This is a genomic window from Streptomyces sp. NBC_01314 (assembly GCF_041435215.1).
GTDB lineage: Bacteria > Actinomycetota > Actinomycetes > Streptomycetales > Streptomycetaceae > Streptomyces.
Genome location: NZ_CP108394.1, coordinates 6,809,775 through 6,836,633, shown reverse-complemented (window position 1 = coordinate 6,836,633; position 26,859 = coordinate 6,809,775). Strand labels below are relative to the sequence as shown.

The window sequence follows — 26,859 nt, the reverse complement described above, 5'->3', positions numbered from 1 at the left end:
CTCGTGCAAGGCGCCGCATCACTACCAGGACCTCATCGTGGCCGGACGTTTCCCTCAGCGACCCACTCGTACGACTGTGCGGGGTGGGGATGTCGTCGTGCCCGGTGGGGTGCCTCGGCAGGCCGCGGCGGCGGGGAAGCGGCGGAGTTGGGTGCCGGAGGGTGCGCTCGATCTGGGGTTGGTGCTGGGGCCGCTTCGGCGGGGGCCTTGGGATCCGACCTTCCGGGCGATGACGGACGGGTCCGTGTGGCGGGCCAGTCGTACGCCGGTGGGGGCCGGGACTCTGCGGATCGCGATGCGGGGTGGGGCCGTCGAGGCGGAGGCGTGGGGGCCCGGGGGTGAGTGGCTGCTCGACGGGGTGCCTTCGCTGCTCGGGGCTGCGGACGAGCCGGATGTCTTCGTACCTCGGCACCGGGTCGTGGCGATGGCCTGGCGGCGGCGGCCGGGGTTGCGGCTGACCCGGACCGGGCTGGTGCTGGAGTCGTTGATCCCGTCGGTGCTGGAGCAGAAGGTCACGACGGACGAGGCGTACCGGGCGTGGCGGTTGCTCGTACGGAAGTTCGGGGAGGCGGCGCCGGGGCCCGTTCCGCCGGGGATGTTCGTGATGCCCACGGCTCGGGAGTGGGCGTTGATCCCCTCCTGGGAGTGGCATCGGGCCGGGGTCGACGACAAGCGGGCGTCGACGATTCTGCGGGCGGTTCGGGTGGCGGGGCGGCTGGAGGAGGCCGTGCGGATGCCGCCGGTGGATGCGCGGGCGCGGTTGGAGCTGGTGGCGGGGATCGGGCCGTGGACGTCGGCGGAGACCGTGCAGCGGAGTCATGGGGCGCCGGATGCGGTGACCGTGGGGGATCTGCATCTGCCGGGGATCGTGGGGTTCGCGTTGGCGGGGGATCGGGATGCGGACGACTCGGTGATGTTGGCGTTGTTGGAGCCGTATGCGGGGCAGCGGCATCGGGCGGCTCGGTTGATCCTGTTGTCGGGGAGGGTGCCGGCTCGGCGGGCGCCGCGGATGCCTCGCGGGGATATCGGGCGGTTGTAGGTCGCCCCTCCGCCCCTACCCGTCCCTCCCCCAGGCGCGGGTTCGGTGGGGGCTGGTCGCGCGGTTCCCCGCGCCCCTAAGGGCCTACGGCCCTTGCGGGCCGAAAAAGCACGGGGCGCAGCCCCTGCTTTTTCAGGGGCGCGGGGAACCGCGCGGCCAACCCCCACTCAGCCGCGGACGACGAACGCACCCAGCGGTTACTGGTCCGACGAGAAGCGGAGCGCCCCCGTGGGGATTTGGGCGTCGCACCAGACTCGGACGCCGGTGCGGAGTTCGTTGTCGGCGCCGATGATCGCGCCGTCGCCGACGACGGCGCCGGTGAGGATGGAGCGTTCGCCTATGCGGGCGCGGGCTCCGATGAGGGAGTCGGTGATCACCGCGCCGGGTTCGACGACCGCGCCGGCCAGGACCGTGCTGCCGAAGACGCGGGCGCCCTCGCCGACGAACGCGCCCTCGCCCACCACCGTGCCGCCGGTCAGCTTGGCGTCGCCCGCGACCCGGGCGGTGGGCAGGACGAGGCGGTCGCCGCAGCGGCCGGGGACGGCGGGGGACGGGGCACGGCCCAGGACGAGGTCCGCCGAGCCGCGGACGAAGGCCGCGGGGGTGCCGAGGTCCAGCCAGTACGTCGAGTCGACCATCCCTTGCAGATGGGCGCCCGCGGACAGCAGGTCCGGGAACGTCTCCCGTTCCACCGAGACCGGGCGGCCCGCCGGGATCGTGTCGATGACCGAGCGGCGGAAGACGTACGCCCCCGCGTTGATCTGGTCGGTGACGATCTCCTCGGGCGTCTGGGGCTTCTCCAGGAAGGCCAGGACGCGGCCCGTCTCGTCGGTGGGGACGAGGCCGTAGGCGCGCGGGTCGGTCACCTGGGTCAGATGGAGGGAGACATCCGCGCCGGTCGTCCCGTGGGTGGCGACCAGGCGGCGGATGTCCAGGCCGGTGAGGATGTCGCCGTTGAAGACGAGGACCGGGTCCTCGGGGCCGCAGTGGAGGTGCGAGGCGGCGTTGCGGATCGCGCCGCCCGTGCCCAGGGGCTCCTCCTCCGTGACGTACTCGAGGTGCAGGCCGAGGGCGGAGCCGTCGCCGAAGTGGGGTTCGAAGACCTCGGCCAGATAGGAGGTGGCGAGAACTATGTGGTCGACCCCCGCCGCTCTGGCTCTCGCCAACTGGTGTGTGAGGAAGGGGACTCCGGCCGCCGGGACCATGGGCTTCGGAGTGTGCACCGTGAGCGGACGCAGCCGGGTGCCTCTGCCGCCGACCAGGAGGATCGCTTCTGTCACCTGTCGTCTCTGCTTCCTGCCGGGACCGGCCGAACTGTCATTCGACCGGCCAGTGTATGCAGACCGTTCCATGGCGCCTTGGCGGCCGTGCGGATGACCGTCCACGTGCGGTGAGGCACGTCGACGGTGGAGTCGGCCGAGGGTGCGGCGGGCGCGCCCTCGGCCTGTGTTGTCTGTGCTGTGCTGCCTGGCGTGACCTCCGGCCGGTCACTGGTTCTGGCCGGGTCTCGTACCCCGGTTCCCCCCGTCACCCTGTCGCCGCGCTATCGGCCTTGATAGCGGGCGGACTGCGTGCGGGTCGTGCCGAGCTTTCCGTAAAGGCGCCCCCCCGGGCACTCGGTCGCGAACCCGTCCCGGTGACCGGAGATCACATGCAGTCGCACCTTCTTACCTTTTGCGTAGAGATTGCCACCACCCGAAGTGAGGTACGTCTTCCCCTTGGGGTTCGCCCCGTAAAGACCGAGTTTCCAGGCTGTTAGTTGCGCGATGCCCGCGACCGCGACCGCGGGCGGCTTGGTGGTGCCGAAGCTGCCGATCACCGCGATGCCCATGCTGTTGGTGTTGAAACCGAGGGTGTGGGCGCCCATGACGGCCTTCGCGACACCACCCGCGCGGCCTTCGTAGATGTTTCCGCACTTGTCGACGAGGAAGTTGTAGCCGATGTCCCGCCAGCCGCTGCTCACGACGTGGTAGCGGTAGATACTGCGGATGACGGAAGGGGCTTGCGCGCACTTGTAGTTGTTGCCCGACGCCGTGTGGTGGACGAAGGCCGCGCTGACCCGGTTGGTGTAGCGGAAGTCGCGCTCGCGCAGCTTCTCGTCGGCGCCCCAGCCCGCCCGCGTGACGATGCGCGGACGCGGTCCGATGTACGGCTTCACCCCGGGCATCACATTCGCCAGCCGCTCTTCCGTCTTCTTGCGCGACAGCGCGGGGATCGCGGTGGCGCCGAGCGGCGCGAGGTCGGCGTTGACGGCGGAGGCGGCGGCGGACTCGGCGGTCAGCGTGCCCAGCCGCGGGGCGTCCACGGGGGTGCCGACGGGCGGGCGGTCGGCCGCGTGCACGGCGCCCGTCCCGACGCCCGGTCCCGACGCGCCCTCCGGTACGCCCAGGCCGGGGTCGACCAGCTCCAGACGTAGACCGTCCGGAAGCATCTGGACGCCCCGAGCGGTCGTACGGCCCTGGGTCTCGGCGCGTACGCGCACCTCGACGCCGTCCGAGTCTCCGACCCACAACGGGGCCGTGGAGCCGCGCACACGGCCCGAGGAGCGCTCGGCGGTGTCCGGGTCGGCGGCGTGCTCGTGGTTGTGCGTCTCGACGTCCTGCCAGCCGGACCAGCGGGCGGTGTCCCTCGCACGGGCACGGACCTGGACGCGGCCCTGGAGTTCGGTGTCCGGGTTGTCCCAGACGACACCGACCAGGGAGAAGGACCGTACGTCCCGCTTCCCGAGGCCCTGCGCGGCGGCGGCCGGACCGAGGTTCCGGTCGGCCCCCAGGGGGACGAGGGGGAGTGACTGGGTGCTGCCGGGCGCGGGCGCGAGCGCGAGCGGAGCGGTCAGGGCCGGGGTTCGCGCCCGGGCCAGGGTTGTCGTGGAGGACGAGTCCGTCGGGGTCGCCGTGGATGCCGTCGCCGGGAGTGCCGCCGGGAGGGCGAGTGCCGCCGCGCAGGTGACGCCGATCGAGGACGCGAGGAATCGTGATCTACGCATGCGTCCGATCCTGGACATACTCATACATATCTGTCCATCGCGGAATTGACGGACTGTCGGCTCCGTTCCGCCGAACCGGTGGCGATTCCGGTCCGCCCCAGGACCGCGGGCGAGCGGTCCCCGCGTACGCTTACGCGGGTGAACGCCACCGACCGCACCCCTGCCGACCTGCTGCGATCCGCGCTGGCCGCGGATCCCGCGCGCCCCCTGGTGACCTTCTACGACGATGCCACGGGCGAGCGGGTCGAATTGTCCGTGGCCACCTTCGCCAATTGGGTGGCAAAGACCGCGAACCTCCTTCAGGGCGAGTTGTCGGCGGAGCCCGGTGACCGGGTCGCGCTGCTGCTGCCGGCGCACTGGCAGACGGCGGTGTGGCTGCTGGCGTGTTCGTCGGTGGGGGTCGTCGCCGACGTCGCCGGGGATCCGGGGGCGGCCGACATCGTGGTGAGCGGGCCGGACACGCTGGACGCGGCTCGGGCCTGCTCCGGGGAGCGGATCGCTCTCGCGTTGCGGCCGCTCGGGGGGCGCTTCCCTCAGGCCCCTCCGGGATTCGCCGACTACGCCGTCGAGGTGCCGTCGCAGGGGGATCGGTTCGTGGCGTACGCGCCGGTGGATCCCGAGGAGGCGGCGCTGGTCGTGGCCGGGCGGGAGTTCAGCGGGGCGGAGGTCGTGGAGCGGGCCCGGGCGGAGGCGGGTGACCTCGGGCTGACGGGTCCTGGGTCCCGCTTGTTGTCGGGGTTGCCCTACGGCACGTGGGAGGGGTTGGCCGCGGGGTTGTACGGGCCGCTCGCCACCGGAGGGTCCGTGGTGCTGTGTCGGCATCTTGGGCAGCTGGGTGAGGACGCGCTCGCGAAGCGGATCGAGAGTGAGCGGGTTACCTCGACCGCGCGGTGACGCCGTGGGGGTGAAGTCGTACGGGTGAGGTCGTAGAGCGGCTGCGGGTGCGTCGTGGTTGCTCGCGCCCACGCGGCGGAGCCGCATGTGCCACAGCCCCGCGCCCCTGGAAAGAAGCAGGTCGGCCGCCCCTGAGCCCCGTGGAACAGCGCCCACAGGGCAGCACCCCACCCCCCGTTCGGCCTAGCCCCGGCCGCCCCCGCACCCCCTCCCGCGCCATCGTCGTAAGAGCAACGACTCGCTCGTACGCCGTGAGGGGTGGCCGGAAGTGGACGACGTCGGAGGCAGGGCGCCTGGGCTGGGGCCCGGTGTGGGTGGTTCACCCACCGGGCTCGGGCCCAGACGTCGGCGTCGGCGGCGGTGGGTGCGATGGGTGGGGGGCGGGGCGGTGCTGATGGTCGTGGGGGCCCTGGGGGTGGGGTGGGCGGCGTACCAGAAGCTGGACGGGAACATCACGTCGGACCGGACGGCCGCGGACGAGCTGGCACGGTTCGAGAAGGAGCGGCCGACGGCGCTGGTGCGGGGCGCGCAGAACATCCTCGTGATCGGGTCGGACTCGCGGTCGGGGGACGACAACGGCGAGTACGGGCGGGATTCGGGCACGGAGCGGTCGGACACGACGATCCTGCTGCATCTCGCGGCGGACCGGCGGAGCGCGACCGCGGTGTCGCTGCCACGGGATCTGATGGTGGATGTGCCGAGCTGCCGGCGGGCGGACGGACGTCGCACCAAACCGGTGTTCACCATGTTCAACTACGCGTTCCAGAGCGGCGGTTCGGCCTGCACCATTCGGACGGTCGAGCGGATGACCGATATCCGGATCGACCACCACGTCGTCGTGGACTTCAGCGGCTTCAAGGAGATGGTCGACGCCGTCGACGGGGTAGAGGTCTGTCTCACCGAGCCCATTCACGACAAGCAGGCCAGACTGCGGCTGCCCGCGGGCAAGGTGAGGCTCGACGGCGAGCAGGCGCTGGGGTACGTGCGGGCCCGTAAGTCGCTGGGGGACGGCAGCGACACGGAACGGATGGACCGGCAGCAGCGATTCCTCGCGGCGCTGGCCACCAAGGTGCGCAGCAATGACGTACTGCTGAATCCGGTGAAGCTGTATCCGGTACTGGACGCGGCCACGTCATCACTCACCACGGATCCGGGACTGGCGAGTCTGCGCGGGCTCTACGACCTTGTGCGCGGTCTGCGCACGCTTCCCATGGAAAAGGTGCAATTCCTGACCGTTCCCCGGAAGTCATATGCGTATGACACCAATCGTGATGAGCTCGTCGAACCGGCAGCACGGAGCCTTTTCGCCCGACTGCGCACCGACGCACCCCTGGCGGTCGCGCGGGAACTGCCCGACGGGGCGCGGGAAGGGCATGCGGAAGGGCTTTCGGGAAGCCTCTCCGGGACACCGGATCCGATGCCGACTTTTCGCGGCAGTACGGCCGCGGAGGAGGGCTGCGAGTGACCTCGAAGGGGTTCCGCAGGTAAAGCGTGCGTCAACACAAGGAACAAATGCTTTAGGAAATGGGCAGATTGCCCAGTTGTAGGGACGTGCAATTTGTCACCGCCGTCGCTTCGCGCCTGATCGGGCGGCTAGTGTGAGCGATCCGGTGCGTCAGACCTTCTCGGTCGCGCACCACTTGCATCGAGACCCGAGCGTCCTTTGAGGGGGAAGGCGCCGCGTGGCCCCGACGGAGGAATCAGAAACCGTGGACGCGCAAGGCCGTGGGCGGGCGGACGACATCGACCCCGCAGACCAGTGGGTACTCAACCCGAGCACCGGTGAATACGAACTGCGACTGGGTCCTTCCGCACCGCAGTCAGCGGTGCCGAGGCCGCGTCGGGCCGCGCCCGCCGCGGCGGGGGCCAGGGCGACGGCGAGCGCGTCCGCGCGTTCCGCCTCGGCGGCCACGGACACCCGGGAGATCCCCGACACGCTGCCGGGACCCCGGCGTCGGCGGGGCACACCCGAGGAGGACCCGCTGCCGGGCCGCCGGAGCGGCCGGGGCAGGACCAAGCAGAAGAAGAAGTCCACGGGCAAGCGGATCCTGGTGTGGACGGGCGGCACGCTGGCCTTCCTGCTGGTCGGGATAAGCGCCGCGGGCTACCTCTACGTGCAGCACCTCAACGACAACATCCAGAAGATCTCGGACGACGGCGCGGGCACCGGCGGCTTCAGCAAGGACCGGGCGATCAACCTGCTGGTGATCGGCACGGACAAGCGCACCGGCGCGGGCAACGAGAGTTACGGCGACAAGGAAAGCGTCGGCCACGCCGACACCACGATCCTGCTGCACGTCTCCAAGGACCGCACGAACGCGACCGCGATGAGCATCCCCCGCGACATGATCGTGGACGTCCCGGACTGCCTGACGACGCAGGAAGACGGCTCCAAGGAGAACATCCGGGGTACGCAGAACGTTCGGTTCAACACAAGCCTCGGTCAGGACGGTCGTACCCCGAGCTGCACGATGCGTACCGTGGAAGAACTGACCGGGATCAAGCCCGACCATTTCATGGTGGCCGACTTCAACGCGGTGAAGACGCTCTCCACGGCCATCGGCGGTGTCGAGGTCTGTCTGGCGAAGGACATCAAGGACTCCAAGTCCAAGCTGGACCTCAGCGCGGGCAAGCACACCATCGAGGGCGAGGAGGCGCTGGCATTCCTGCGCACCCGCTACAGCGTGGGCCTCGGCAGCGACCTGAGCCGCATCGAGCTGCAGCAGCAGTTCCTCAGCTCGATGATCCGCCAGATGAAGTCCAAGGACACGCTCACCGACCCGACGAAGGTGTTGTCGCTTGCTGAGGCGGCCACTGACGCCCTGTCCGTCGACTCCCACATCACCGACATCAAGAAGCTGGCCTCGCTCGGCCAGGAGGTCGGCAAGGTCAAGACGAAGAACATCACCTTCACCACCGTCCCGGTCGTCGACAACACCGACGGCGCGACCGTGCTGCCCATGCCGCAGAAGGCGGAGCAGCTGTTCTCGACGATCCGGAACGACATCTCGCTCACCGAGGTGAAGAAGCAGAAGAAGGAGAAGGAGGCCGCGAAGCTCAAGGGCACGCGCGCCGACGCCTCCGAGGTCCGGGTCAGCGTCTACAACGGCGGTGCCGAGTCCGGCAGCGCACAGGCCACTCTTAACTGGCTGCAGAATGATGTCGGCGTGACCAAGTCGAGCCAGCTCGGCAACGCCGACAAGACGTTGTCGAAGACCACCCTCGCGTACGACCCCGGCCAGGCGGACCAGGCGCGCAAGCTGGCCGACCTCATGGGTCTGTCCGCGTCCGCGCTGAAACCCGGCAAGGGCAACAGCGAGACCAACGCGCAGGGACTGCCCTCGATGGTGCTGACCCTCGGCAAGGACTTCGAGGGAGCCGGGGTGCCGCTGAGCGCGACGTCGGCGGCGGACCTGGACGTCGAGAAGAACACCGCGGACAAGGAAAAGTGCGCCAGTTGATGACCTGACGGGGTCGTGGCGCGTCTTACCGGACGCGAGTACAGCTGAACGGTGATCACCGGGCGGGCGCGGGGACGCGCCCGCCCGGTCGGTTCTGAATGTCGTCGAAATGCCGTAGGGCGGCGGTGCCGCCGTACCGACCCGTGTCCGCATGTCATCCGGTCGGAACCTATGACGCGTTCAACAGAACATGAGTACATCCGAGTTGGGGTCTCGACAGTCCAACAGGAGGCGGGGACGGTCCCGCCACGGCAGGGTGGGGAGGGGCAGGGAGATGGTACGCAGTGACGTGCGCGGGGACGGGGGGCGGCCGCGCGTGGAGGAACCCGGCGCGCAGGACGGGGACCTGGCAGCGCAGGACGGCTCGGACGGCTCGGACGGCAAGGACGACGACGCGGATGTCAAAGTCCCCGAGCAGCGCCGAGGGAGCCGCCGGAACGGTGGCGGCAGCGGCGGCGGGCGGGGGCGCGCGAAAACCGCCGCGAGACCCCGGCGCAGACGGGTGCTGCGCTGGTCCGCGACGGTCCTGGCGGTCGTGATACTCGGCACCGCGGGTGCCGGTTATCTCTACTACCAGCACCTCAACGGCAACATCAAGAAGGAGAAGCTGAACCTCGGCGACACGAAGGTCGCCGAGCCGACGCCGAACGCGGCCGGGCAGACCCCGCTGAACATCCTGATCATCGGCTCGGACGCGCGGGACAGCGCGGAGAACCAGAAGCTCGGCGGCGCCAAGGAGAACTTCAACGGCCCGCCGCTGGCCGATGTCCAGATGCTGCTGCACCTGTCCGCCGACCGCAGCAACATGTCGGTCGTCAGCATGCCCCGCGACACCCTGCTCGACATCCCCAAGTGCACCGACCCGGACAGCGGCGAGGTGTACCGGGCGCTCACCTACACGATGACCAACCAGTCGCTGGAGCGCGGCGGCCCCGGCTGCACGGTCGCCACCTGGGAGAAGCTGACCGGGATCAGCATCGACCACTTCATGATGGTCGACTTCTCCGGTGTGGTGTCGATGGCCGACGCGATCGGCGGTGTGCCGGTGTGCGTGGACGCCAACATCTACTCGCACACCAGCGAGGGCAAGGGCTCGGGGCTGAAGCTGGAAAAGGGCACCACGTTCATCAAGGGCAAGCAGGCCCTGCAGTGGCTGCGCACCCGGTACGGCTTCGAGGACGGCAGCGACATCGCACGGGCCAAGGCGCAGCACCAGTACATGAACGCGATGGTCCGCGAGCTGCGCGAGAACGCCACGATCACCAACCCGAACAAGCTGCGCAAGCTCGCCGAGGAGGCCACGGACGCGCTCACCGTCGACGAGGGCCTCGGCGATGTGGCGAAACTCCTCGACCTCGGCACGGAGTTGCGCAAGGTCGAGCCGGCCCGGATCACGATGGCGACGATGCCGTTCACCTACGTCGGCGCGCGCGTCGTGCCCAAGGAGGGCGACGCGGAGAAGCTGTTCCGGCTGGTGCGCGACGACATCGCGCTGGACGGCAAGGACAAGAAGAAGACCACCACCGAGGACGCGACCACCGAGGACCCGGCGGCGGCGAAGGACGAGATCGGCGTGCTGGTGAAGAACGGCACCATGACCTCCACCCTCGCCCCCGTCGGCGGCCGTGCGCACACGGTGTCCCAGCTGCTCGTCGAGGAGGGCTTCGCCAAGGCCACGTCCGACGCGACCACCGCGGTCGTCCAGGAGAAGACGGTCGTGCGCTACCCGAGCGCCGAACTGGAGGGCGACGCCCAGGCGGTCGCCAAGGCCCTCGGAATCCCGCTCGGCCAGGTCGAGAAGTCCACCGACGTCAGCGGCGTCACACTCGTCGTCGGCGCCGACTGGCGTGAGGGCAGCACGTACAAGGCCGAGAAGGAGGACGACACGACTCCGGAGTCGGCGGACACCCTGAACGGCGCGAAGACGGACGCCTGCATGGAGGTCAACCCCGGCTTCACCTGGTAGCCGTCGTGCACCAGTCGTCGTAGACCGGTCGTCTCGTCGTGGACCGGTCGTCGTACACGCCTCGGGCCCCTCTCGCGATCGAGAGGGGCCCGAGGCGTACGTCCTTGGCGCTCAGCTCTCGGTGAGCACCGCCGGGCGGCGGGAGGCGATGACCTTCTTGGCCAGCGACCTGGGGCTGGTGAGGAAGCCGAAGCCCCAGGACATGTGCATGGTGGCGAGGGCGACGGGGATCTGGAGGCGGGCCTTGAGCGGCAGCCCCTTGCCCGCCGGCAGCGAGCCCGCGACGATCGCCGCGAGATAGCCGCCGGGGATCACGTAGCCCAGCGGGGTGAGCAGGCCGCCCACCAGGACGCCGGCCACGATCGCGCACACCGCGGCGGGCGGGGCGAGATAGCGCAGGTTGATGGAGCCCTCGTGGTAGCGGGCGACGACGTGCCGCCAGCGCCCGTAGTCCTTGTACTGCTTGGCGAGCGCCCGCACGCTGGGCCGCGGCCGGTAGGACACCCGCAGCTCGGGCGAGAACCAGATGAGGCCGCCCGCCTCACGGATCCGGAAGTTCAGCTCCCAGTCCTGGGCGCGGATGAACTCCACGTTGTAACCGTCCTGCCGCTCCAGCGCCTCGCGCCGGAAGACGCCCAGGTAGACCGTCTCGGCCGGACCGGCCTGCCCGCCCGTGTGGAAGGCGGCGTTGCCGACGCCGATCTTCGAGGTCATGGCGGCGGCGACCGCGTGCTCCCAGTCGTTCTCGCCCTCGGCGTGCATGATGCCGCCGACGTTCTGCGCGCCGGTCTCCTCCAGGAGCCGTACGGCGGTGGCGATGTAGTCGGGCGAAAGGATGCCGTGGCCGTCGACGCGGACCACGATCGGGTGGCGGGAGGCCTTGATCGCGGCGTTGAGCGCGGCGGGCGTACGACCGGTGGGGTTCGGGACGGTATGGACGCGCGGGTCTTCGGCCACGAGCGCGGCGGCGATCTCGTCCGTGCGGTCCGTGGACGGACCGAGGGAGATCACGACCTCCATCTCGCCGGCGTACTCCTGCGCGAGGATCGCTTGGACGGCTCCGCGCAGATGCCGCTCCTCGTCGAGGACGGGCATGATCACAGACACGGCGGGGAGCTGCACGTCGGGCTTGGCGTTCATAGAGGGCTCACGTTACCGCGAACGGGGGACACGAACGCGCGCCGCCCGGTCGCGCGGACGGGCCACGGATCCCGGGGCCCTACGGTGCTCACGGTTCCCTGACTTCCCCTGACCGGTCTCGCGGAGGTGTCCCCCCGTGTCCACACCGCCCCGCCACCCAGCCCACCCGCAGCGGCCCCGCCCTCCCGTACCTCCCCGGCGTCGGAGCTGGCCCATGCGGGTGGTGACCACGCTCTCCGTGGTGGTGCTGGCCGCCGCGGGCATCGGGCACGCGGTGGTGACCCGCCTGGACAACGAGATCGCCCGGGTCGACGCCTTCAAGGACATGAAGAACCGCCCCGAGGCGGGCCACGGCATGAACGTCCTGCTGGTCGGCACCGACGGCCGCGACCGGATCAGCGAGCAGGAGCGGCGGAAGTACCGGCTGGGCGGTGCCCCCTGCCACTGCACGGACACGATGATGATCGTGCACATCTCGGAGGACCGCGAGCGCGCGAGCATCGTGAGCCTGCCGCGCGACTCGTACGCCGAGACGCCCGGGCACACCGACCGCGCCACCGGCAGGACGCACAAGGGCCACCCCCTCAAGCTGAACGCGGCCTACGCGGAGGGCGGACCGCAGCTCACGGTGCGCACGGTCGAGCACATGACCAGGGTGAAGATCGACCACTACGTCGAGGTCGACTTCACCAGCTTCATGCGGACCGTGGACGTCCTCGGCGGCGTCAAGATCTGCACCACCCGCCCCCTCAAGGACTCCTACACCGGCCTCGACCTCACCACCGGCACCCACGAGCTGGACGGCGGCCAGGCCCTCCAGTACGTGCGCTCCCGGCACGCCGACGGCTCCTCCGACCTCGGCCGCATGAAACGCCAGCAGCGCTTCATGGCGTCCCTGATGTCCCAGGCCACATCCTCGGGTGTGCTGCTCAACCCGATGAAGTTCCGCGACATCACACAGGCCGTCCTCGGGTCCGTACGCGCCGACAAGGAGTTCGGCACCGGCGAGCTGATCGACCTCGGACGCGCGATGCGGAACCTCACCCCCGCCTCCTCCGAGTTCACCACCGTGCCCATCGGACGCATGGGGTACGCCGTGAAGGGCATCGGCTCGACCCTCAAGTGGGACGACGCCAAGTCCGCCCGCCTCTTCGAGGCCCTGCGCGACGACCGCCCCCTCGCCCCCTACAAGACGCGCGGTAGGTACGCCCCCGTCGACGTCGCCCCCCAGCAGATCCGCGTCCAGGTCGAGAACGGCACGGCCGTGCCCGGCCTCGGCAAGAAGGTGGACCGCCAGCTGGCCGCCACCGGATTCCGCACCACGAAGACCCCGGTGAACGCCCCGCGGCAGGACGTCCACCGCACGGTCGTCGTCTACGACCCCCGCTGGGACCGTTCCGCCCGCTCCCTGTCGACCGCCCTCCCGGGCTCGGAACTACGCCCGGTCCGCGCCCAGGGCCCCACGCTCAGGGTGATCGCCGGCACGGACTTCGATCAGGTCCGCAGGGTACGCGCGGAGAACCCCGAGCAGGGCGAGTCGGGAGTGGTGAGGGGCGACCAGGTCTCGTGCTCATGAGATCAGCGTTCGTCCGAGGCGCCCGGTCCCCTACAAAACCGTGTAATTTGTGTCGGCTTCGCAACAGCCCTGCCTTTGTTTTTCATCGACCCTTGTAAAGGGCACAGCCCTACCCGGCACACTGGGCGCATGAACGATTGGCCCGAGGGATGGTCCGGCAACAACCGCGGCGGCGGCTACGGCCACGGCGACGCGAGCGCACAGCCCGACGGGGCGCGCGTGATGCGCCCGGTCCGTCGCGGCCAGTCGGCACCCCCTCAGGGAGGCGTGCCCCAGCAGCCGTCGTACGGCGACTCGTACGCCGACGGCTACGGCAACAGCAACAGCAACAGCAACGGACCCGACCAGTACGGCGGCGGGTACAACAATGACTACAACACCGGCCAGGTCTACGGCTCCGGTGGCACCGGCGGTCCGGGCGGCCACGGCGGCGGCCGTGGTGAGCGCCCCGCGCCGAACTGGCGGCGCCGTATCAAGGTGACGGCGATCACGGTCACCGTGGTGGTTCTCGCGACGACGATCGGCACGTACTTCTGGGCCGACTCCAAGCTGAACCGCGAGGTCGACCTCTCGAAGGTCATCGACCGGCCGGACACGGGCGAGGGCACCAACTACCTGATCGTCGGCTCCGACAGCCGTGAGGGCCTTTCCGACGACCAGAAGAAGGAGCTCCACACCGGGTCCGCCGACGGCAAGCGCACGGACTCGATGATGATCCTGCACACCGGATCGAACGGCCCGACGCTGGTCTCGCTGCCCCGTGACTCGAACGTCGAGATACCGACGTTCGTCGGCTCCGAGTCCGGCAAGACCTTCAAGGGCACCGGCCGTCAGGTGAAGCTGAACGCGGCGTACGCGGAGGACGGGCCCGAGCTGCTGGTCCGCACCGTCGAGGCCAACACGGGTCTGCACATCGACCACTACGTGGAGATCGGCTTCGCGGGCTTCGCGAACATCGTCGACGCGGTCGGCGGCGTGGAGATCGACATCCCCAAGGGCGGCCTGAAGGACACCAAGTCCGGCGCGAACTTCGAGGCGGGCAAGCAGACTCTGAACGGCGAGCAGTCCCTCGCCTTCGTCCGCACCCGCTACGCCCTCGCGCGCAGCGACCTGGACCGTACGAAGAACCAGCAGAAGTTCCTCGCGGCCCTGGCCAGCCAGACGGCGACGCCGAGCACGGTGCTGAACCCGTTCAAGCTGTACCCGACGATGAGCGCGGGTCTGGACACCCTGATCGTCGACGAGGACATGAGCCTGTTCGACCTGGCCGACATGTTCTGGGCGATGAAGGGCGTGACGGGCGGCGACGGCAAGTCCATGAACATGCCGATCTCGGGCAACGCCGACAACGGCAACCTCCAGTGGGACACCACGAAGGTGAAGCAGCTGGTGGAGCAGTTGAAGAACGACGAGACGGTGACGGTGTCGGGCAACTGACCCCGTCGGACCAGGAGACCGAGGGGCATCCCGTGACGGGGTGTCCCTCGGTCTTTTGGTCGTGCGGGATCAGGCGGTCGCGCCCGCCATCGTCCGGCACATCTCCGAGCAGCGGCGACACGCCTCGGCACAGCGCGTCATCTGCTGATCGTCCGGCATGGACATACACGCCTCGGCGCACATGTCACAGGCGCGGGCGCACATCGCGCACATCTCGGCGGACAGCGGCGAGCGGCGCATCATCATGTCCGCGCATATACGGGTCATCTCGGCGCAGTCCATCAGGGCGCGCATGATCTGCATCTGGGCCTGGCCGCCGGCCTGCATGCAGGAGCTCATGGTCTCCTCGCACATGCTGTGGCACGTCATGCAGGCATTGACGCAGTCCTGCATCTCCTTGCTCATCGCGGTCATGGATCCGGCGTGCTGAGTCATGGCTCCTCCTGGGGGGGTGAAGCGGGGTCCGGGGCGAACCCCGTGCACTTCCGTCCTACGCCTCCCCGCACCCGCCCGCCATCGGGCGGACGGAAACAATCCGCCCCATACGTCCCGTACGGCAACAGCCCCCGACGGGTGCCGGGGGCTGTGTACGGATTGCGCCGAAGAGGTTACGGCAGGTTGCGGGCCATGACGATGCGCTGGACCTGGTTCGTGCCTTCGTATATCTGTGTGATCTTCGCGTCGCGCATCATGCGCTCGACCGGGTAGTCGCGGGTGTAGCCGTAGCCGCCGAGGAGCTGGACGGCGTCCGTGGTGACCTCCATGGCGACGTCGGAGGCGAAGCACTTGGCGGCGGCGCCCTGGAAGGTGAGGTCCTTGTCGCCGCGCTCGGACTTCGCCGCCGCCTGGTACGTCAGCGCGCGGGCGGCCTCGATCTTCATGGCCATGTCGGCGAGCATGAACTGGATGCCCTGGAAGTCGGCGATCGGCTTGCCGAACTGCTTGCGCTCCTGGACATAGCCCTTGGCGTAGTCGAGGGCGCCCTGGGCGACGCCGAGGGCCTGGGCGGCGATGGTGATACGGGTGTGGTCCAGGGTCGCCATCGCCGTGGCGAAGCCGGTGCCCTCCTCGCCGATCATGCGGTCGGCGGGGATGCGGACGTTGTCGAGGTAGACCTCGCGGGTCGGGGAGCCCTTGATGCCGAGCTTCTTCTCCGGGGCGCCGAAGGAGACGCCCTCGTCGGACTTCTCGACGACGAAGGCGGAGATGCCCTTGGAGCGCTTCTCCGGGTCCGTGACGGCCATGACCGTGTAGTAGTCGGAGACGCCCGCGTTGGTGATCCAGCGCTTCACGCCGTTGAGGATGAAGTGGTCGCCGTCGCGGACCGCGCGGGTCTTCATGCCTGCCGCGTCGGAGCCGGCGTCCGGCTCGGAGAGGCAGTACGAGAACATCGCGTCGCCCTTGGCGAGCGGGCCCAGGTACTTCTTCTTCAGCTCCTCGGAGCCGGAGAGGATCACGGGCAGCGAGCCGAGCTTGTTGACGGCCGGGATCAGGGAGGACGACACGCAGGCGCGGGCCACCTCCTCGATCACGATGACCGTGGCGAGCGCGTCGGCGCCGGCGCCGCCGTACTCCTCGGGGACGTGCACGGCGTGCAGGTCGTTGGCGACCAGCGCGTCCAGCGCCTCCTGCGGGAAACGGGCCTCCTCGTCCACGACGGCGGCGAAGGGCGCGATCTTCGCCTCGGAGAGGGAACGGATCGCGTCACGGAGCATGTCGTGCTCCTCGGACGGGCGGTACAGGTCGAAATCAGCCGATCCGGCCAAGGTCTCTCACGCTCCTGACGCTAACTACCGTTAAGTAACTCAAATTTTAGAGGTCCGCCCACGCGAGTGATACGTGAGTTTGACGACAGGCCGCCCGTCCCCGTCGGAATCTGCCCGGTGAAGGGCCCGGACACGCCCCGACTATGCTCGTGCAGCGCACAGGACCAGAGCGCGTGTGACACCCCACGGCCGGACATCAGGAGCACCCATGGCCCTCAAGATCACCGTGATCGGCACCGGCTATCTCGGCGCGACACACGCCGCGGCCATGGCCGAACTGGGGTTCGAGGTGCTCGGGCTCGACGTCGTCGAAGAGAAGATCGACATGCTCCGGCGGGGCGAGGTCCCGATGTACGAGCCGGGCCTGGAGGAGCTGCTGCGCAAGCACGTCGCCGGGATCGAGGGGTCCAGCGGGCGGCTGCGCTTCACGACCGACTACGCCGAGGTCGCGGCCTTCGGCGACATCCACTTCATCTGTGTGAACACCCCGCAGCGGCACGGCGAGTACGCCTGCGACATGTCGTACGTCGACGCGGCCTTCGCCTCGCTCGCCCCGCATCTGACGGGCCCCGCCCTCGTCGTCGGCAAATCGACCGTGCCGGTCGGGTCCGCCGACCGGCTCGCCGCCTATCTCGCCGAGCACGCGCCCGCAGGGGCGGACGCCGAGCTGGCCTGGAACCCGGAGTTCCTGCGCGAGGGCTTCGCCGTGAACGACACGCTCCACCCGGACCGGATCGTGGTGGGCGTACGGAGCGAGAAGGCCGAGAAGCTGCTGCGCGAGGTGTACCTGACGCCGATGACCGAGGGCTCCCCGTTGGTCGTCACCGACTTCCCCACCGCCGAGCTGGTGAAGACCGCCGCGAACTCCTTCCTCGCCACCAAGATCTCCTTCATCAACGCCATGGCCGAGGTGTGCGAGGCCGCCGGGGGCGATGTCGCCAAGCTGGCGGAGGCCATCGGGCACGACGACCGGATCGGCAGGAAGTTCCTGCGCGCCGGCATCGGGTTCGGTGGCGGCTGTCTGCCGAAGGACATCCGGGCGTTCATGGCCCGCGCCGGCGAGCTGGGCGCCGACCAGGCGCTGACGTTCCTGCGCGAGATCGACTCCATCAACATGCGCCAGCGCGGTCAGATGGTGGAGCTGGCCCGGCAGGCGCTGGGCGGCGGCTCCTTCCTGGGCAAGCGGGTCGCCGTGCTCGGCGCCACCTTCAAGCCCGACTCCGACGACGTACGCGACTCCCCCGCCCTCAACGTGGCCGGGCAGATCCACCTCCAGGGCGGCCAGGTCACCGTCTACGACCCCAAGGGCATGGACAACGCCCGGCGGGTCTTCCCGACGCTCGGATACGCCGACTCCGCGATCGCGGCCGTGCGGAACGCCGACATAGTGCTGCACCTGACGGAGTGGCGCGAGTTCCGCGAGCTGGACCCGGCGGCGCTGGGCGAGGTCGCCTCGACCCGGCTCGTGCTGGACGGCCGCAACGCGCTGGACCCCGAGCTGTGGCGACGGGCGGGGTGGACGTACCGGGCCATGGGACGGCCGACGGCGTAGGGCCGACACCGGCCGGCGCCATGAGGCGGCGGAGGGCGCGTAGAACCAAGGCCGGGGCGTGGCTCCAGGTCCCCGTCGAGCCGGACGCGGGGCGAACGGGTGACGCCGTTCCGGCCGAGGCTCAGTCGGCCGGAACGGCGTCTTCCCACATTCTCCACCGTTCGGGCGGTCGGCGGGAGCGAAGCGCCTACTTCGCTCGGTAGCGGCGCATCTTCGCGCGGGCTCCGCACACCTGCATCGAGCACCAGCGGCCCCGTCCGGCCGGGCTGCGGTCGTAGTACGCCCAGTGGCAGTCGGGGGCCTCGCAGGCCTTGAGGCGTTGCCAGGTGCCCGCCGCGAGGGCCTCGGCGACGGCCGCGGCCACGCGGGAGACGAGGGGGGCCGGGTCGGCGGCGGGGCGCAGGGTCGCGGAGCCGTCCCCGGCGGAGATCTCGACGATCAGGGGTGCGGCGGCCAGGAACTCGCCGAGCGGGGTCACCGCGCGGTGCGGTGCGTGGCCGGCGTGGGCCAGCAGGGTCACCCGGAGGGACTCCCGCAGGTCGCGTACGGCCGTGATGTCCTCCTCGGCCGTCAGGTCCAGTCGGGCACGGCCTTCCGGAGTGTCCAGGGCGTCGGCACCCGTCTCCAGGTCCAGCGTGTTCACCAGGCTCTCGACGAGGGCCAGGCCGCCGGGGGCGGACGCTCTCTCACTCATGCCGCCGACGTTACCTCTTATGGGGATGCATGAGGTAACCGTTACTGGTTACTCTGCTTTATAGGTAACCGAAGTCACGCGAGCAGGAACGAGCAAGGAGAAGGCCATGGCCATCGCCAAGCTGGATGTCGTCGTTCTGGACTGTCCCGACCCGGCCGCGCTCGCCGGGTTCTACGCCGAGGTGATCGGCGGGAAGGTCAGCGGGGAGGGGGACTGGGTGGACCTGGAGGTACCGGGCGGGGGCGCGCGGCTGGCCTTCCAGGAGGCGCCGGGGTTCGTGGCGCCTCAGTGGCCCTCGGCGGAGCGGTCGCAGCAGTTCCATCTCGATCTGAACGTGGCGGACATGGACGCCGCGGAGAAGGCGGTGCTGGCGCTCGGGGCGACGGTGCTGGACGCGGCGGATCGTGAGCGCGGTTTCCGGGTGTACGCGGATCCCGCGGGGCATCCGTTCTGTCTGTGCCGGAGCTGAGTGCCCCGTAGGGGGTGGGGGCGTGAGTGTGTTCGACGGCTGCGGGTCCGTCGTGGTTCCTCGCGCAGTTCCCCGCGCCCCTGAAAACAGGGGCACGGGGCGGCGGGCTATCCGTCCAGCTCCGCGATCCTCGCCGTCGAGGCCTCTCGGCGGTCCCGCGCCGCCCGCGCCGTGAAGTCGGCCGTGCGGAGGACTCGTTGGACGTTGCCCCAGGTGAGGAGGGCGAGGTCGGGTTCGGACCAGCCTCGGTGCATGAGTTCGGCGACGAGGTGGGGGTAACAGGAGGCGTCGTTGAGGTCCTGGGGGTGGGCGGCACCGGAGTCGTAGGTGCCGGAGAGGCCGACACACTCGGGGCCGGCGATCGCGCGGACGTGGTCGAGGTGGTCGGCGACGTCGCGGACGGACGGGCCGGTCTGCTCGGCGGTGAGCGGCACCATGCACAGGCCCCGGGCCTCGCCCAGCGCGGCGAGGAGGTCGTCGGGGAGGTTGGCGGGGTGGGACCGTAGGGCGCCGGCCGCCGAGCGGGTGCACACGACCGGGGCGCGGGAGAGGGCGAGCGCCCGGCGGACGGTCGGCTCGGAGGCGCCGGAGAGGTCGGCGAGGACGCCGATGCGGTTCATCTCGCGGACCACCTCCTCGCCGAACCTGCTCAGCCCGGACTCGCCCGCCCAGGACGCGCCGGCGAGGGTGAGGGCCTTCAGGCCGAGCGCGTGCAGGGCGCGCAGGATGCCGAGGGAGTCGCCGATCGCCGGGGCTCCGGCGGGGCCGAGCAGCACGGCGACGCGGCCGCAGTTGCGGGCGTCGGTGGTCTCTCCCGCGCTGTGCACGAGCCGCAGGCCCTCGGGGTGGGCGTGGACGGCCGTCCGGACCAGGTCCAGCTGCTCCAGGGTGGCGTCGACGGCCCGCTCGCCCGCCGGGCCCTCCGGGAGGTGCAGCGACCAGAACAGCGCGCCGATGTGACCCTTGCGCATCCGCGGCACATCGGTGTCCATCCCGCCCTCGCCCAGCTCCAGGTCGTACCGGGGCAGCTGACGCAGCACCCAGGGCAGCCCGCTGTAGCCGTCGGCGACGGGGTGCGCCTCAAGGAAGGCATGCGCCTCCGCCAACTCCGAAGAGGGCTCAGCGGTCCCGGCCGCCGTCGCGACCGCCCCGGAGGCGTCGGCGGTGTTCGCTGTGTCGGCGTGGGCGTGGGCGTCGGCGGCTATCGGCTCCGCCACCGGGGGCTGGTGGCCGCGTTTCGGTTCGGGCCGGGTGCGGGTGGTGGGGGGAGGCGTGTCGAGTTCGCCGGCCTCCCCGGCGGCTTGCAGTTCGTCCTGCAGATCTGCCATGGCAAACCTCCGTAGCCGTTGGGTGATCGCAGTACTCGTCACCGTGGCACGGGGGCCGCCCACCTTCCTGGTGGGTGGGGCGTTCGGGTTGTACGGCCGGGGGAGCCGCCGTACGCCACCCGGGTGATGCCCGGGGGCGTCCGGCAGCGGCCCGTGTCACCCGTCCAGCTGCTCCAGCCTGGCGTTGGACGGGCCCGTACGGGCCCGGAGGTCCCGGGCGACGTCCTCCGCCGCGCCGAGCACCCGGACCGCGTTCCGCCAGGTCAGCTTGGCGAGGTCGGGCCGGGACCAGCCACGGTCGAGGAGCTCGGCGATCAGGTTCGGGTAGCAGGAGACGTCACCCAGACCGTCCGGGGTGAAGGCCGTGCCGTCGTAGTCGCCGCCGATGCCGAGGTGGTCGATGCCGGCGACCTCGCGCATGTGGTCGAGGTGGTCCGCGACCGTGGACACCGTGGCGACCGGACGGGGGCTGCGCTCCTCGAAGGCGCGGTGGACCGTCATCCCCTCGGGGGTGGTGTCGAGGTGGTGCAGGCCGTGGGCCCGCATGTTCTCGTCGGCGGCGGCCGTCCAGTCCACGGCCGCCTGGAGCACGAACTTCGGCACGAACGTCACCATCGCCACTCCCCCGTTGGCCGGGAGCCGCTCCAGGACGTCGTCCGGGATGTTGCGAGGGTGGTCGCAGACGGCCCGCGACGACGAGTGGGAGAAGATCACCGGGGCCGTCGACGTGTCGAGCGCGTCGCGCATCGTCGTCGCCGCCACGTGCGAGAGGTCGACGAGCATGCCCTCGCGGTTCATCTCCCGCACGACCGCCCGGCCGAAGGCCGACAGACCTCCGGCCGCCGCCTTGTCCGTCGCGGAGTCCGCCCAGGCGATGTTGTCGTTGTGGGTGAGCGTCATGTAGCGGACGCCGAGCGCGTACAGCGCCCGCAGGGTGGCGAGGCTGTTGTCGATGGAGTGGCCGCCCTCGGCCCCCATCAGGGAGGCGACACGGCCCTCGGCGCGGGCCGCCTCCATGTCGGCGGCGGTCAGCGCGGCCCGCAGCTCGGCGGGGTAACGGTCGATCAACTGCCGTACGCAGTCGATCTGTTCGAGGGTCGCGGGGACGGCCCCCGGCAGTGCCTCGGCGTGCGAGGGGACGTACACCGACCAGAACTGCGCCCCGACTCCGCCCGCGCGCAGCCGCGCCAGGTCGGTGTGGAGAAAGGCGCTCTGGTCGGTGGCGATGTCCCGCGCGTCGAGGTCGTAGCGGACCTGCTCGCGCAGTGCCCAGGGCAGGTCGTTGTGCCCGTCCGCGACCGGGAACTCCCGCAGCAGTTCCCGGGCCGTCTCCAGCGATGCCATACCCATGTCCCCCGTGTCCCCCGTGATCCCCGTCATCGCGTCGCGTCTACTTCCCGAAGCCGAAGCCGTTGCCGGCTCCCTCGACCTTGGTGCGCAGGCGCTTGCCCTTCTCGGTGGCCTGGTCGTTCAGCTCCTGCTGGAACTCCCGCATACGGCCGAGGAGTTCCTCGTCCTGCGTGGCCAGGATGCGCGCGGCCAGCAGACCGGCGTTGCGGGCCCCGGCGACGGAGACCGTCGCGACGGGCACACCGGCCGGCATCTGCACGATCGACAGCAGGGAGTCCATCCCGTCGAGGTACTTCAGCGGCACGGGCACGCCGATGACCGGCAGCGGGGTCACGGACGCGAGCATGCCGGGCAGATGGGCGGCGCCGCCCGCGCCCGCGATGATCACCTTGAGACCCCGGCCCGCGGCCTCCTCGCCGTACGCGATCATCTCGCGCGGCATCCGGTGCGCGGAGACGACGTCGACCTCGTACGCGATCTCGAACTCGTCGAGTGCCTGCGCGGCGGCCTCCATGACGGGCCAGTCGGAGTCCGACCCCATGACAATGCCTACGACGGGGCTCATTCGGTGATCGTGCCTCTCAGGTAACCGGCGGCGTGACGGGCGCGCTCCAGCACGTCGTCGAGGTCGTCGCCGTAGGTGTTGACGTGACCGACCTTACGGCCGGGCTTGACGTCCTTGCCGTACATGTGGATCTTGAGCTGCGGGTCGCGGGCCATGCAGTGCAGGTACGCGGAGTACATGTCGGGGTAGTCGCCGCCGAGGACGTTGACCATGACGGTCCACCTGGCGCGCGGGCGCGGGTCGCCCAGCGGCAGGTCGAGGACGGCCCGTACGTGGTTGGCGAACTGCGAGGTGATCGCGCCGTCCTGGCTCCAGTGGCCGGAGTTGTGGGGGCGCATCGCCAGCTCGTTGACGAGGACACCAGAAGACCCGTCGTCATTGAGGGTCTGGAAGAGCTCGACGGCCAGGTGGCCGGTCACGTCCAGTTCCTTGGCGATGGTGAGGGCCAGTTCCTCGGCCTTGAGGGCGAGGGCCGCGTCGAGGTCGGGGGCGGGCGCGATGACGGTGTCGCAGACGCCGTTCACCTGCCGCGACTCCACGACCGGGTACGCGACGGCCTGGCCGTGCGGCGACCGCACGACGTTGGCGGCCAGCTCCCGTACGAAGTCGACCTTCTCCTCCGCGAGGACCGGGACACCGGCGCGGAAGGGCTCGGCGGCGTCCTCGACCGACCGGACGACCCACACGCCCTTGCCGTCGTAGCCGCCGCGGACCGTCTTGAGGATGACCGGAAACCCCTCGCCCTCGGCGGCGAAAGCGGCCACGTCGTCGGGGTCCACGACGATGCGGTGCCGTGGACAGGGCACACCGATCGCGTCGAGCCTCGCGCGCATCACACCCTTGTCCTGGGCGTGCTGGAGCGCGTCCGGCCCCGGGCGCACGGGGATGCCGTCCGCCTCCAGGGCCCGTAGGTGCTCGGTGGGTACGTGTTCGTGATCGAAGGTGATCACGTCGCAGCCCTGCGCGAACGCACGCAGCGTGTCGAGGTCGCGGTAGTCGCCGATGACGACATCGCCGACGACCTGCGCCGCGGAATCCTGAGGGGTGTCACTGAGGAGCTTGAACCTGATGCCGAGCGGGATGCCCGCCTCGTGTGTCATACGAGCGAGCTGGCCCCCGCCGACCATGCCGACTACCGGGAACGTCACGCCCCCAGGGTATCGGCCATGGAATCGGCCACTCCCGGGTGCCCGATTTCCCCGCCCTTTTCCCCACCGGACCGCCCCAGGACCTCCCCCGTGTCCCTGCTGTGAGCTTCCGCACAGGCATTGCCAAGGGGCGCTGGTTAGCATGGCTGAACCAGGGAATTTCGACCGAAGATCAACTCATTACAGATCATTTCGGACGGGGCAGCAACCGGCTGACCACCGGCACGACACCGACCGGACCGAGCGACGGGGGCCGCACACCATGAGAAGTACCACCTCGGGGCCTGATACGAAGCCCCACGGCGCCCTGCGCCGCCGGATCGACCTGCTCGTACGGGAGGTCGCCAAGTTCGGCGCGGTGGGCGGTGTGGGGCTGTTGGTGAACCTCGCGGTGTTCAACCTCGTGCGGCACACCACCGACCTGCAGGTCGTCCGGGCCAGCGTCATAGCCACGGTCGTCGCCATCGCGTTCAACTACGTCGGCTTCCGCTACTTCACGTACCGGGACCGTGACAAGAGCGGCCGTACGAAGGAGCTGTCGCTCTTCCTGCTGTTCAGCGCCGTCGGACTGGTGATCGAGAACGGCGTCCTCTACGTGGCCACGTACGGCTTCGACTGGGACAGCCCTCTGCAGTCCAACATCTTCAAGTTCCTCGGCATCGGCATCGCGACGCTCTTCCGGTTCTGGTCGTACCGCACGTGGGTGTTCCGGGCCCTCCCGGCCCGCGAGGCGGTGGCGAGCGCGGAATCGTTCCTCGAAGCGGGGCCCGCCCAGCCGCCGGCGGTGACGGGCAAGCGCCGCTGAGGGGCAGCGCCCCTCAAGGGGCGCGGGGCTGCATCAATGTGCGGCTCCGCCGCGTGGGCGCGAGCAACCGCGAACCACCCGCAGTCGCCGCCCTGCGCCCCGGAGCTACGGCGCGCCCGCGAACGCCACCCGTACCCGAGCCGCCGAACCGCCGAGCTACCGAACAGGCCGGTCATCGCCGGACGGCGTCCGTACGGGCGTGCGGGACAGGAACAGCCCGAAGACCGGCGGCTGCGCCTGGAGCATCTCCAGGCGCCCCCCGTCGGCCTCCGCGAGGTCGCGCGCCACGGCCAGCCCGATGCCCGTGGAGTTGCGCCCGCTGATCGCCCGCTCGAAGATCCGCGCCCCGAGGTCGGCGGGGACGCCCGGCCCCTCGTCGGTGACCTCGATCACCGCCTGGTTCCCGGTGACGCGCGTGCGCAACGCCACCGTGCCGCCGCCGTGCATGAGCGAGTTCTCGATCAGCGCGGCCAGCACCTGCGCGACCGCGCCCGGCGTGCCCACGGCCTGGAGATGGCGCTTGCCCGAGCTGACGACGGCCCGGCCCTCGCCTCGGTAGGCCGGCCGCCACTCCTCCAGCTGCTGCTTGATGACCTCGTCGAGCTCGAAGGAGACGGCGGAGCCGTTGCGGGGGTCGCGGGAGTTGGTGAGGAGTCGTTCCACGACGTCCGTGAGGCGCTCGACCTGGGTGAGCGCGATGTGCGCCTCCTCCTTCACCGTGGCGAGGTCGTCGGTGAGGGTGATCTCCTCCAGCCGCATGGACAGCGCGGTCAGCGGCGTACGCAGCTGGTGGGACGCGTCCGCGGCGAGGCGCCGCTCGGCGGTCAGCATGCGGCCGATGCGCTCGGCGGAGGCGTCCAGCACGTCCGCGACGCGGTCCAGCTCCGGGACTCCGTACCTCTTGTGGCGCGGGCGCGGGTCGCCGGAGCCGAGCCGCTCGGCGGTCTCGGCGAGGTCGGTGAGGGGGGAGGCGAGGCGGTTGGCCTGGCGTACGGCGAGGAGGACGGCGGCGATGACCGCGAGCAGGGCGACGGCCGCGATGATCAGCAGCGTGCGGCCGACCTCGCGGCTCACCGCCGAGCGGGACTCCTCGACCGTGACGACCTCGTCCTTCTCGCCCTTGGCCTTGTGACGGATGACATCGCCGACGGGCTTGTCACCGATCTCGATCGCGGTCTGGCCGGGGATCTCGATACGGGCGTAGCGCTCGTCGCCGACCTGGTCCCTGAGGACCTCCGCGGTGATCCGCTCGTCGCCGATGATGCGGCTGTCCACGATGCTCGTCAGCTGGACCGCCTCGGACTCCACACGTTCCTGGGCGCTGTTGCTGATCGTGCGGGTCTCGACGATGACGAGGGAGACGCCGAAGACGGCGATGACGACGAGGACGACGGCGAGGGTGGACTGGATGAGACGGCGACGCACGGTTGCCCTCCGGGAGGGGCGGGGTTGTTCGGGAACCTTCGATTGTGCGGCACCCGGCGCCCGCGGTCGGGCCGGGGTCGCGGACGCTCATCGGCGCATGCGGGGGGGGGCACCGCGCCAGGTAAGGAGCGTGGGGAACTGCGCCCGGAGGGGCGCGGGGAACCGTGCGATCGGCCCCCACCACCCGCAGCCGCCACACAGCACGCGCCCCGAGCTACCGGGCGCCCCCCGCCCACCCGCTCAGTTCTTCTCGAACCGGAACCCAACACCCCGCACCGTCGCGATGTACCGCGGGTTCGCCGCGTCGTCGCCGAGCTTCTTCCGCAGCCAGGAGATGTGCATGTCGAGGGTCTTGGTCGACGACCACCACGTCGTGTCCCAGACCTCGCGCATCAGCTGGTCACGGGTGACGACCCGGCCGGCGTCGCGGACGAGCACCCGCAGCAGGTCGAACTCCTTCGCCGTGAGCTGGAGTTCCTCGTCCCCCATCCACGCCCGGTGCGACTCGACGTCGATCCGCACCCCATGGGTGGCGGGCGGCTGCGCCGGTTCCGCGGCGCCGCGCCGGAGCAGGGCCCGCACACGGGCGAGCAACTCGGCGAGCCGGAAGGGCTTGGTGACGTAGTCGTCGGCGCCCGCGTCGAGACCGACGACGGTGTCCACCTCGTCGGCGCGCGCGGTCAGGATGAGGATCGGCACGGTGAGGCCCTCGGCGCGCAGCCGGCGGGCCACCTCCAGGCCGTCCATGCCGGGCAGCCCCAGGTCCAGGACGACCAGGTCGACGCCACCCTGCATTCCGGCGTCCAGCGCGGTGGGGCCGTCCTCACGGACCTCCACCTCGTATCCTTCCCGGCGCAGTGCGCGAGCCAACGGCTCCGAGATGGACGCGTCGTCCTCGGCGAGCAGTACACGGGTCATGGGGTGATGGTAGTCCGCCGAGAACCGCAGGTGGAGGGTGATCGGCAAGCACGATTCACACCTTTGCCCATCGGTTCTCTTACTTCCCGGGGGCATGATCCACTGCGGCGGGCGTTTCGTCCCCCGCCGGGGAAGATCCGTGGCGTCGCATGACGCCGTACGGAGACGGTGCCCGGGTCCGGTGCCGATCGTGCGCCGATCCCGTGAACATGGCGTCGCCGTACCACGACGCCCGCGCCCACTCCCTGCGTCCACACGGTGCGAACCTATGAATGACCTTCGATTGCGCGATCAAGATTCCATTCTTACCTGTGATTCACCTCTCAAGGCATTCCGTTTC

General features: G+C 70.3%; 22 protein-coding genes. 10 read left to right on the top strand and 12 right to left on the bottom strand.

Features of this window, described 5'->3' with window-relative positions; translation table 11 throughout:
- Window positions 1-37: 37 nt before the first annotated feature.
- Window positions 38-1,039 carry a DNA-3-methyladenine glycosylase gene (locus tag OG622_RS30310; protein WP_371579793.1) on the top strand — a complete coding sequence of 334 codons (1,002 nt, stop codon included), beginning with the start codon at window positions 38-40 and terminating at the stop codon, window positions 1,037-1,039.
- Window positions 1,040-1,236: 197 nt separating this feature from the next.
- On the opposite strand, the gene OG622_RS30305 is transcribed toward OG622_RS30310, so the two are convergent.
- On the bottom strand, window positions 1,237-2,319 hold the full coding sequence (locus tag OG622_RS30305) for a sugar phosphate nucleotidyltransferase (RefSeq protein ID WP_371579792.1): 1,083 nt from the start codon (window positions 2,317-2,319) through the stop codon (window positions 1,237-1,239).
- A 263-nt stretch (window positions 2,320-2,582) separates the two neighbouring features.
- Window positions 2,583-4,043 (bottom strand): peptidoglycan recognition protein, encoded by a 1,461-nt coding sequence (locus tag OG622_RS30300; protein WP_371584269.1) that lies wholly within the window; start codon window positions 4,041-4,043, stop codon window positions 2,583-2,585.
- A 120-nt stretch (window positions 4,044-4,163) separates the two neighbouring features.
- Between OG622_RS30300 and OG622_RS30295 the strand changes: the two genes are divergently transcribed.
- The 4 genes from OG622_RS30295 to OG622_RS30280 all read left to right on the top strand — a co-directional run bounded on the left by OG622_RS30295 (window position 4,164) and on the right by OG622_RS30280 (window position 10,346).
- On the top strand, window positions 4,164-4,919 hold the full coding sequence (locus tag OG622_RS30295) for a TIGR03089 family protein (RefSeq protein WP_371579791.1): 756 nt from the start codon (window positions 4,164-4,166) through the stop codon (window positions 4,917-4,919).
- 268 nt (window positions 4,920-5,187) lie between these two features.
- Complete coding sequence (locus OG622_RS30290; RefSeq protein ID WP_371579790.1) at window positions 5,188-6,384, top strand: LCP family protein; 1,197 nt, start codon at window positions 5,188-5,190, stop codon at window positions 6,382-6,384.
- A 244-nt stretch (window positions 6,385-6,628) separates the two neighbouring features.
- Window positions 6,629-8,380: an LCP family protein gene (locus OG622_RS30285; protein ID WP_371579789.1), complete on the top strand. Its 1,752-nt coding sequence runs from the start codon at window positions 6,629-6,631 to the stop codon at window positions 8,378-8,380.
- Window positions 8,381-8,654: 274 nt separating this feature from the next.
- On the top strand, window positions 8,655-10,346 hold the full coding sequence (locus OG622_RS30280; RefSeq protein ID WP_371579788.1) for an LCP family protein: 1,692 nt from the start codon (window positions 8,655-8,657) through the stop codon (window positions 10,344-10,346).
- A 111-nt stretch (window positions 10,347-10,457) separates the two neighbouring features.
- Here OG622_RS30280 and OG622_RS30275 read toward each other — a convergent pair whose 3' ends face one another.
- A complete protein-coding gene (locus tag OG622_RS30275) occupies window positions 10,458-11,486 on the bottom strand; it encodes a glycosyltransferase family 2 protein (protein ID WP_371579787.1) in 1,029 nt (342 codons plus the stop codon).
- A gap of 214 nt (window positions 11,487-11,700) precedes the next feature.
- Between OG622_RS30275 and OG622_RS30270 the strand changes: the two genes are divergently transcribed.
- Together OG622_RS30270 and OG622_RS30265 are read left to right on the top strand one after the other, a co-directional pair.
- The gene (locus OG622_RS30270; RefSeq protein ID WP_371579786.1) at window positions 11,701-13,062 is read left to right on the top strand and encodes an LCP family protein; all 1,362 of its coding nucleotides are present in this window, start codon (window positions 11,701-11,703) and stop codon (window positions 13,060-13,062) included.
- 129 nt (window positions 13,063-13,191) lie between these two features.
- Complete coding sequence (locus OG622_RS30265) at window positions 13,192-14,499, top strand: LCP family protein (RefSeq protein WP_371579785.1); 1,308 nt, start codon at window positions 13,192-13,194, stop codon at window positions 14,497-14,499.
- A 69-nt stretch (window positions 14,500-14,568) separates the two neighbouring features.
- Here the strand turns inward: OG622_RS30265 and OG622_RS30260 are convergent, their stop codons facing one another.
- A complete protein-coding gene (locus tag OG622_RS30260; protein ID WP_371579784.1) occupies window positions 14,569-14,934 on the bottom strand; it encodes a four-helix bundle copper-binding protein in 366 nt (121 codons plus the stop codon).
- Window positions 14,935-15,107: 173 nt separating this feature from the next.
- Window positions 15,108-16,265, bottom strand: a complete 1,158-nt coding sequence (locus OG622_RS30255; RefSeq protein ID WP_371579783.1) for an acyl-CoA dehydrogenase — start codon at window positions 16,263-16,265, stop codon at window positions 15,108-15,110.
- Window positions 16,266-16,473: 208 nt separating this feature from the next.
- On the opposite strand from OG622_RS30255, the gene OG622_RS30250 reads away from it, so the two are divergent.
- Window positions 16,474-17,817, top strand: a complete 1,344-nt coding sequence (locus OG622_RS30250; RefSeq protein ID WP_371579782.1) for a UDP-glucose/GDP-mannose dehydrogenase family protein — start codon at window positions 16,474-16,476, stop codon at window positions 17,815-17,817.
- A gap of 187 nt (window positions 17,818-18,004) precedes the next feature.
- Here OG622_RS30250 and OG622_RS30245 read toward each other — a convergent pair whose 3' ends face one another.
- Window positions 18,005-18,511 carry a CGNR zinc finger domain-containing protein gene (locus tag OG622_RS30245; protein WP_371579781.1) on the bottom strand — a complete coding sequence of 169 codons (507 nt, stop codon included), beginning with the start codon at window positions 18,509-18,511 and terminating at the stop codon, window positions 18,005-18,007.
- Window positions 18,512-18,617: 106 nt separating this feature from the next.
- Here OG622_RS30245 and OG622_RS30240 point away from each other — a divergent pair, with 106 nt between their 5' ends.
- The gene (locus tag OG622_RS30240) at window positions 18,618-18,980 is read left to right on the top strand and encodes a VOC family protein (RefSeq protein ID WP_371579780.1); all 363 of its coding nucleotides are present in this window, start codon (window positions 18,618-18,620) and stop codon (window positions 18,978-18,980) included.
- Window positions 18,981-19,087: 107 nt separating this feature from the next.
- Here the strand turns inward: OG622_RS30240 and OG622_RS30235 are convergent, their stop codons facing one another.
- From OG622_RS30235 to OG622_RS30220, 4 genes are all read right to left on the bottom strand, one after another.
- Window positions 19,088-20,308 carry a dipeptidase gene (locus tag OG622_RS30235; protein WP_371579779.1) on the bottom strand — a complete coding sequence of 407 codons (1,221 nt, stop codon included), beginning with the start codon at window positions 20,306-20,308 and terminating at the stop codon, window positions 19,088-19,090.
- A 156-nt stretch (window positions 20,309-20,464) separates the two neighbouring features.
- Window positions 20,465-21,652 carry a dipeptidase gene (locus OG622_RS30230; RefSeq protein WP_371584268.1) on the bottom strand — a complete coding sequence of 396 codons (1,188 nt, stop codon included), beginning with the start codon at window positions 21,650-21,652 and terminating at the stop codon, window positions 20,465-20,467.
- Window positions 21,653-21,698: 46 nt separating this feature from the next.
- Window positions 21,699-22,223 carry a 5-(carboxyamino)imidazole ribonucleotide mutase gene (gene purE, locus OG622_RS30225; RefSeq protein ID WP_078935645.1) on the bottom strand — a complete coding sequence of 175 codons (525 nt, stop codon included), beginning with the start codon at window positions 22,221-22,223 and terminating at the stop codon, window positions 21,699-21,701.
- Complete coding sequence (locus tag OG622_RS30220; RefSeq protein WP_371579778.1) at window positions 22,220-23,371, bottom strand: 5-(carboxyamino)imidazole ribonucleotide synthase; 1,152 nt, start codon at window positions 23,369-23,371, stop codon at window positions 22,220-22,222. The genes purE and OG622_RS30220 overlap by 4 nt, the downstream gene beginning before the upstream one ends.
- Before the next feature lie 262 nt (window positions 23,372-23,633).
- Here OG622_RS30220 and OG622_RS30215 point away from each other — a divergent pair, with 262 nt between their 5' ends.
- Complete coding sequence (locus OG622_RS30215; protein ID WP_371579777.1) at window positions 23,634-24,176, top strand: GtrA family protein; 543 nt, start codon at window positions 23,634-23,636, stop codon at window positions 24,174-24,176.
- 156 nt (window positions 24,177-24,332) lie between these two features.
- Here OG622_RS30215 and OG622_RS30210 read toward each other — a convergent pair whose 3' ends face one another.
- Window positions 24,333-25,601 (bottom strand): ATP-binding protein, encoded by a 1,269-nt coding sequence (locus OG622_RS30210; RefSeq protein WP_371579776.1) that lies wholly within the window; start codon window positions 25,599-25,601, stop codon window positions 24,333-24,335.
- A 240-nt stretch (window positions 25,602-25,841) separates the two neighbouring features.
- Entirely contained in the window at window positions 25,842-26,519 is a 678-nt protein-coding gene (locus OG622_RS30205; protein ID WP_037693067.1) for a response regulator transcription factor, read from the bottom strand.
- Between the last annotated feature and the right edge of the window lie 340 nt (window positions 26,520-26,859).

Coding starts and splice junctions, on each gene's coding strand:
- OG622_RS30275 (WP_371579787.1), bottom strand. CDS start 11,486: ATGAACGCCAAGCCCGACGTGCAGCTCCCCGCCGTGTCTGTGATCATG.
- purE (WP_078935645.1), bottom strand. CDS start 22,223: ATGAGCCCCGTCGTAGGCATTGTCATGGGGTCGGACTCCGACTGGCCC.
- OG622_RS30250 (WP_371579782.1), top strand. CDS start 16,474: ATGGCCCTCAAGATCACCGTGATCGGCACCGGCTATCTCGGCGCGACA.
- OG622_RS30270 (WP_371579786.1), top strand. CDS start 11,701: ATGCGGGTGGTGACCACGCTCTCCGTGGTGGTGCTGGCCGCCGCGGGC.
- OG622_RS30265 (WP_371579785.1), top strand. CDS start 13,192: ATGAACGATTGGCCCGAGGGATGGTCCGGCAACAACCGCGGCGGCGGC.
- OG622_RS30205 (WP_037693067.1), bottom strand. CDS start 26,519: ATGACCCGTGTACTGCTCGCCGAGGACGACGCGTCCATCTCGGAGCCG.
- OG622_RS30300 (WP_371584269.1), bottom strand. CDS start 4,043: ATGTCCAGGATCGGACGCATGCGTAGATCACGATTCCTCGCGTCCTCG.
- OG622_RS30260 (WP_371579784.1), bottom strand. CDS start 14,934: ATGACTCAGCACGCCGGATCCATGACCGCGATGAGCAAGGAGATGCAG.
- OG622_RS30240 (WP_371579780.1), top strand. CDS start 18,618: ATGGCCATCGCCAAGCTGGATGTCGTCGTTCTGGACTGTCCCGACCCG.
- OG622_RS30215 (WP_371579777.1), top strand. CDS start 23,634: ATGAGAAGTACCACCTCGGGGCCTGATACGAAGCCCCACGGCGCCCTG.
- OG622_RS30245 (WP_371579781.1), bottom strand. CDS start 18,511: ATGAGTGAGAGAGCGTCCGCCCCCGGCGGCCTGGCCCTCGTCGAGAGC.
- OG622_RS30230 (WP_371584268.1), bottom strand. CDS start 21,652: ATGGCATCGCTGGAGACGGCCCGGGAACTGCTGCGGGAGTTCCCGGTC.
- OG622_RS30235 (WP_371579779.1), bottom strand. CDS start 20,308: ATGGCAGATCTGCAGGACGAACTGCAAGCCGCCGGGGAGGCCGGCGAA.
- OG622_RS30280 (WP_371579788.1), top strand. CDS start 8,655: ATGGTACGCAGTGACGTGCGCGGGGACGGGGGGCGGCCGCGCGTGGAG.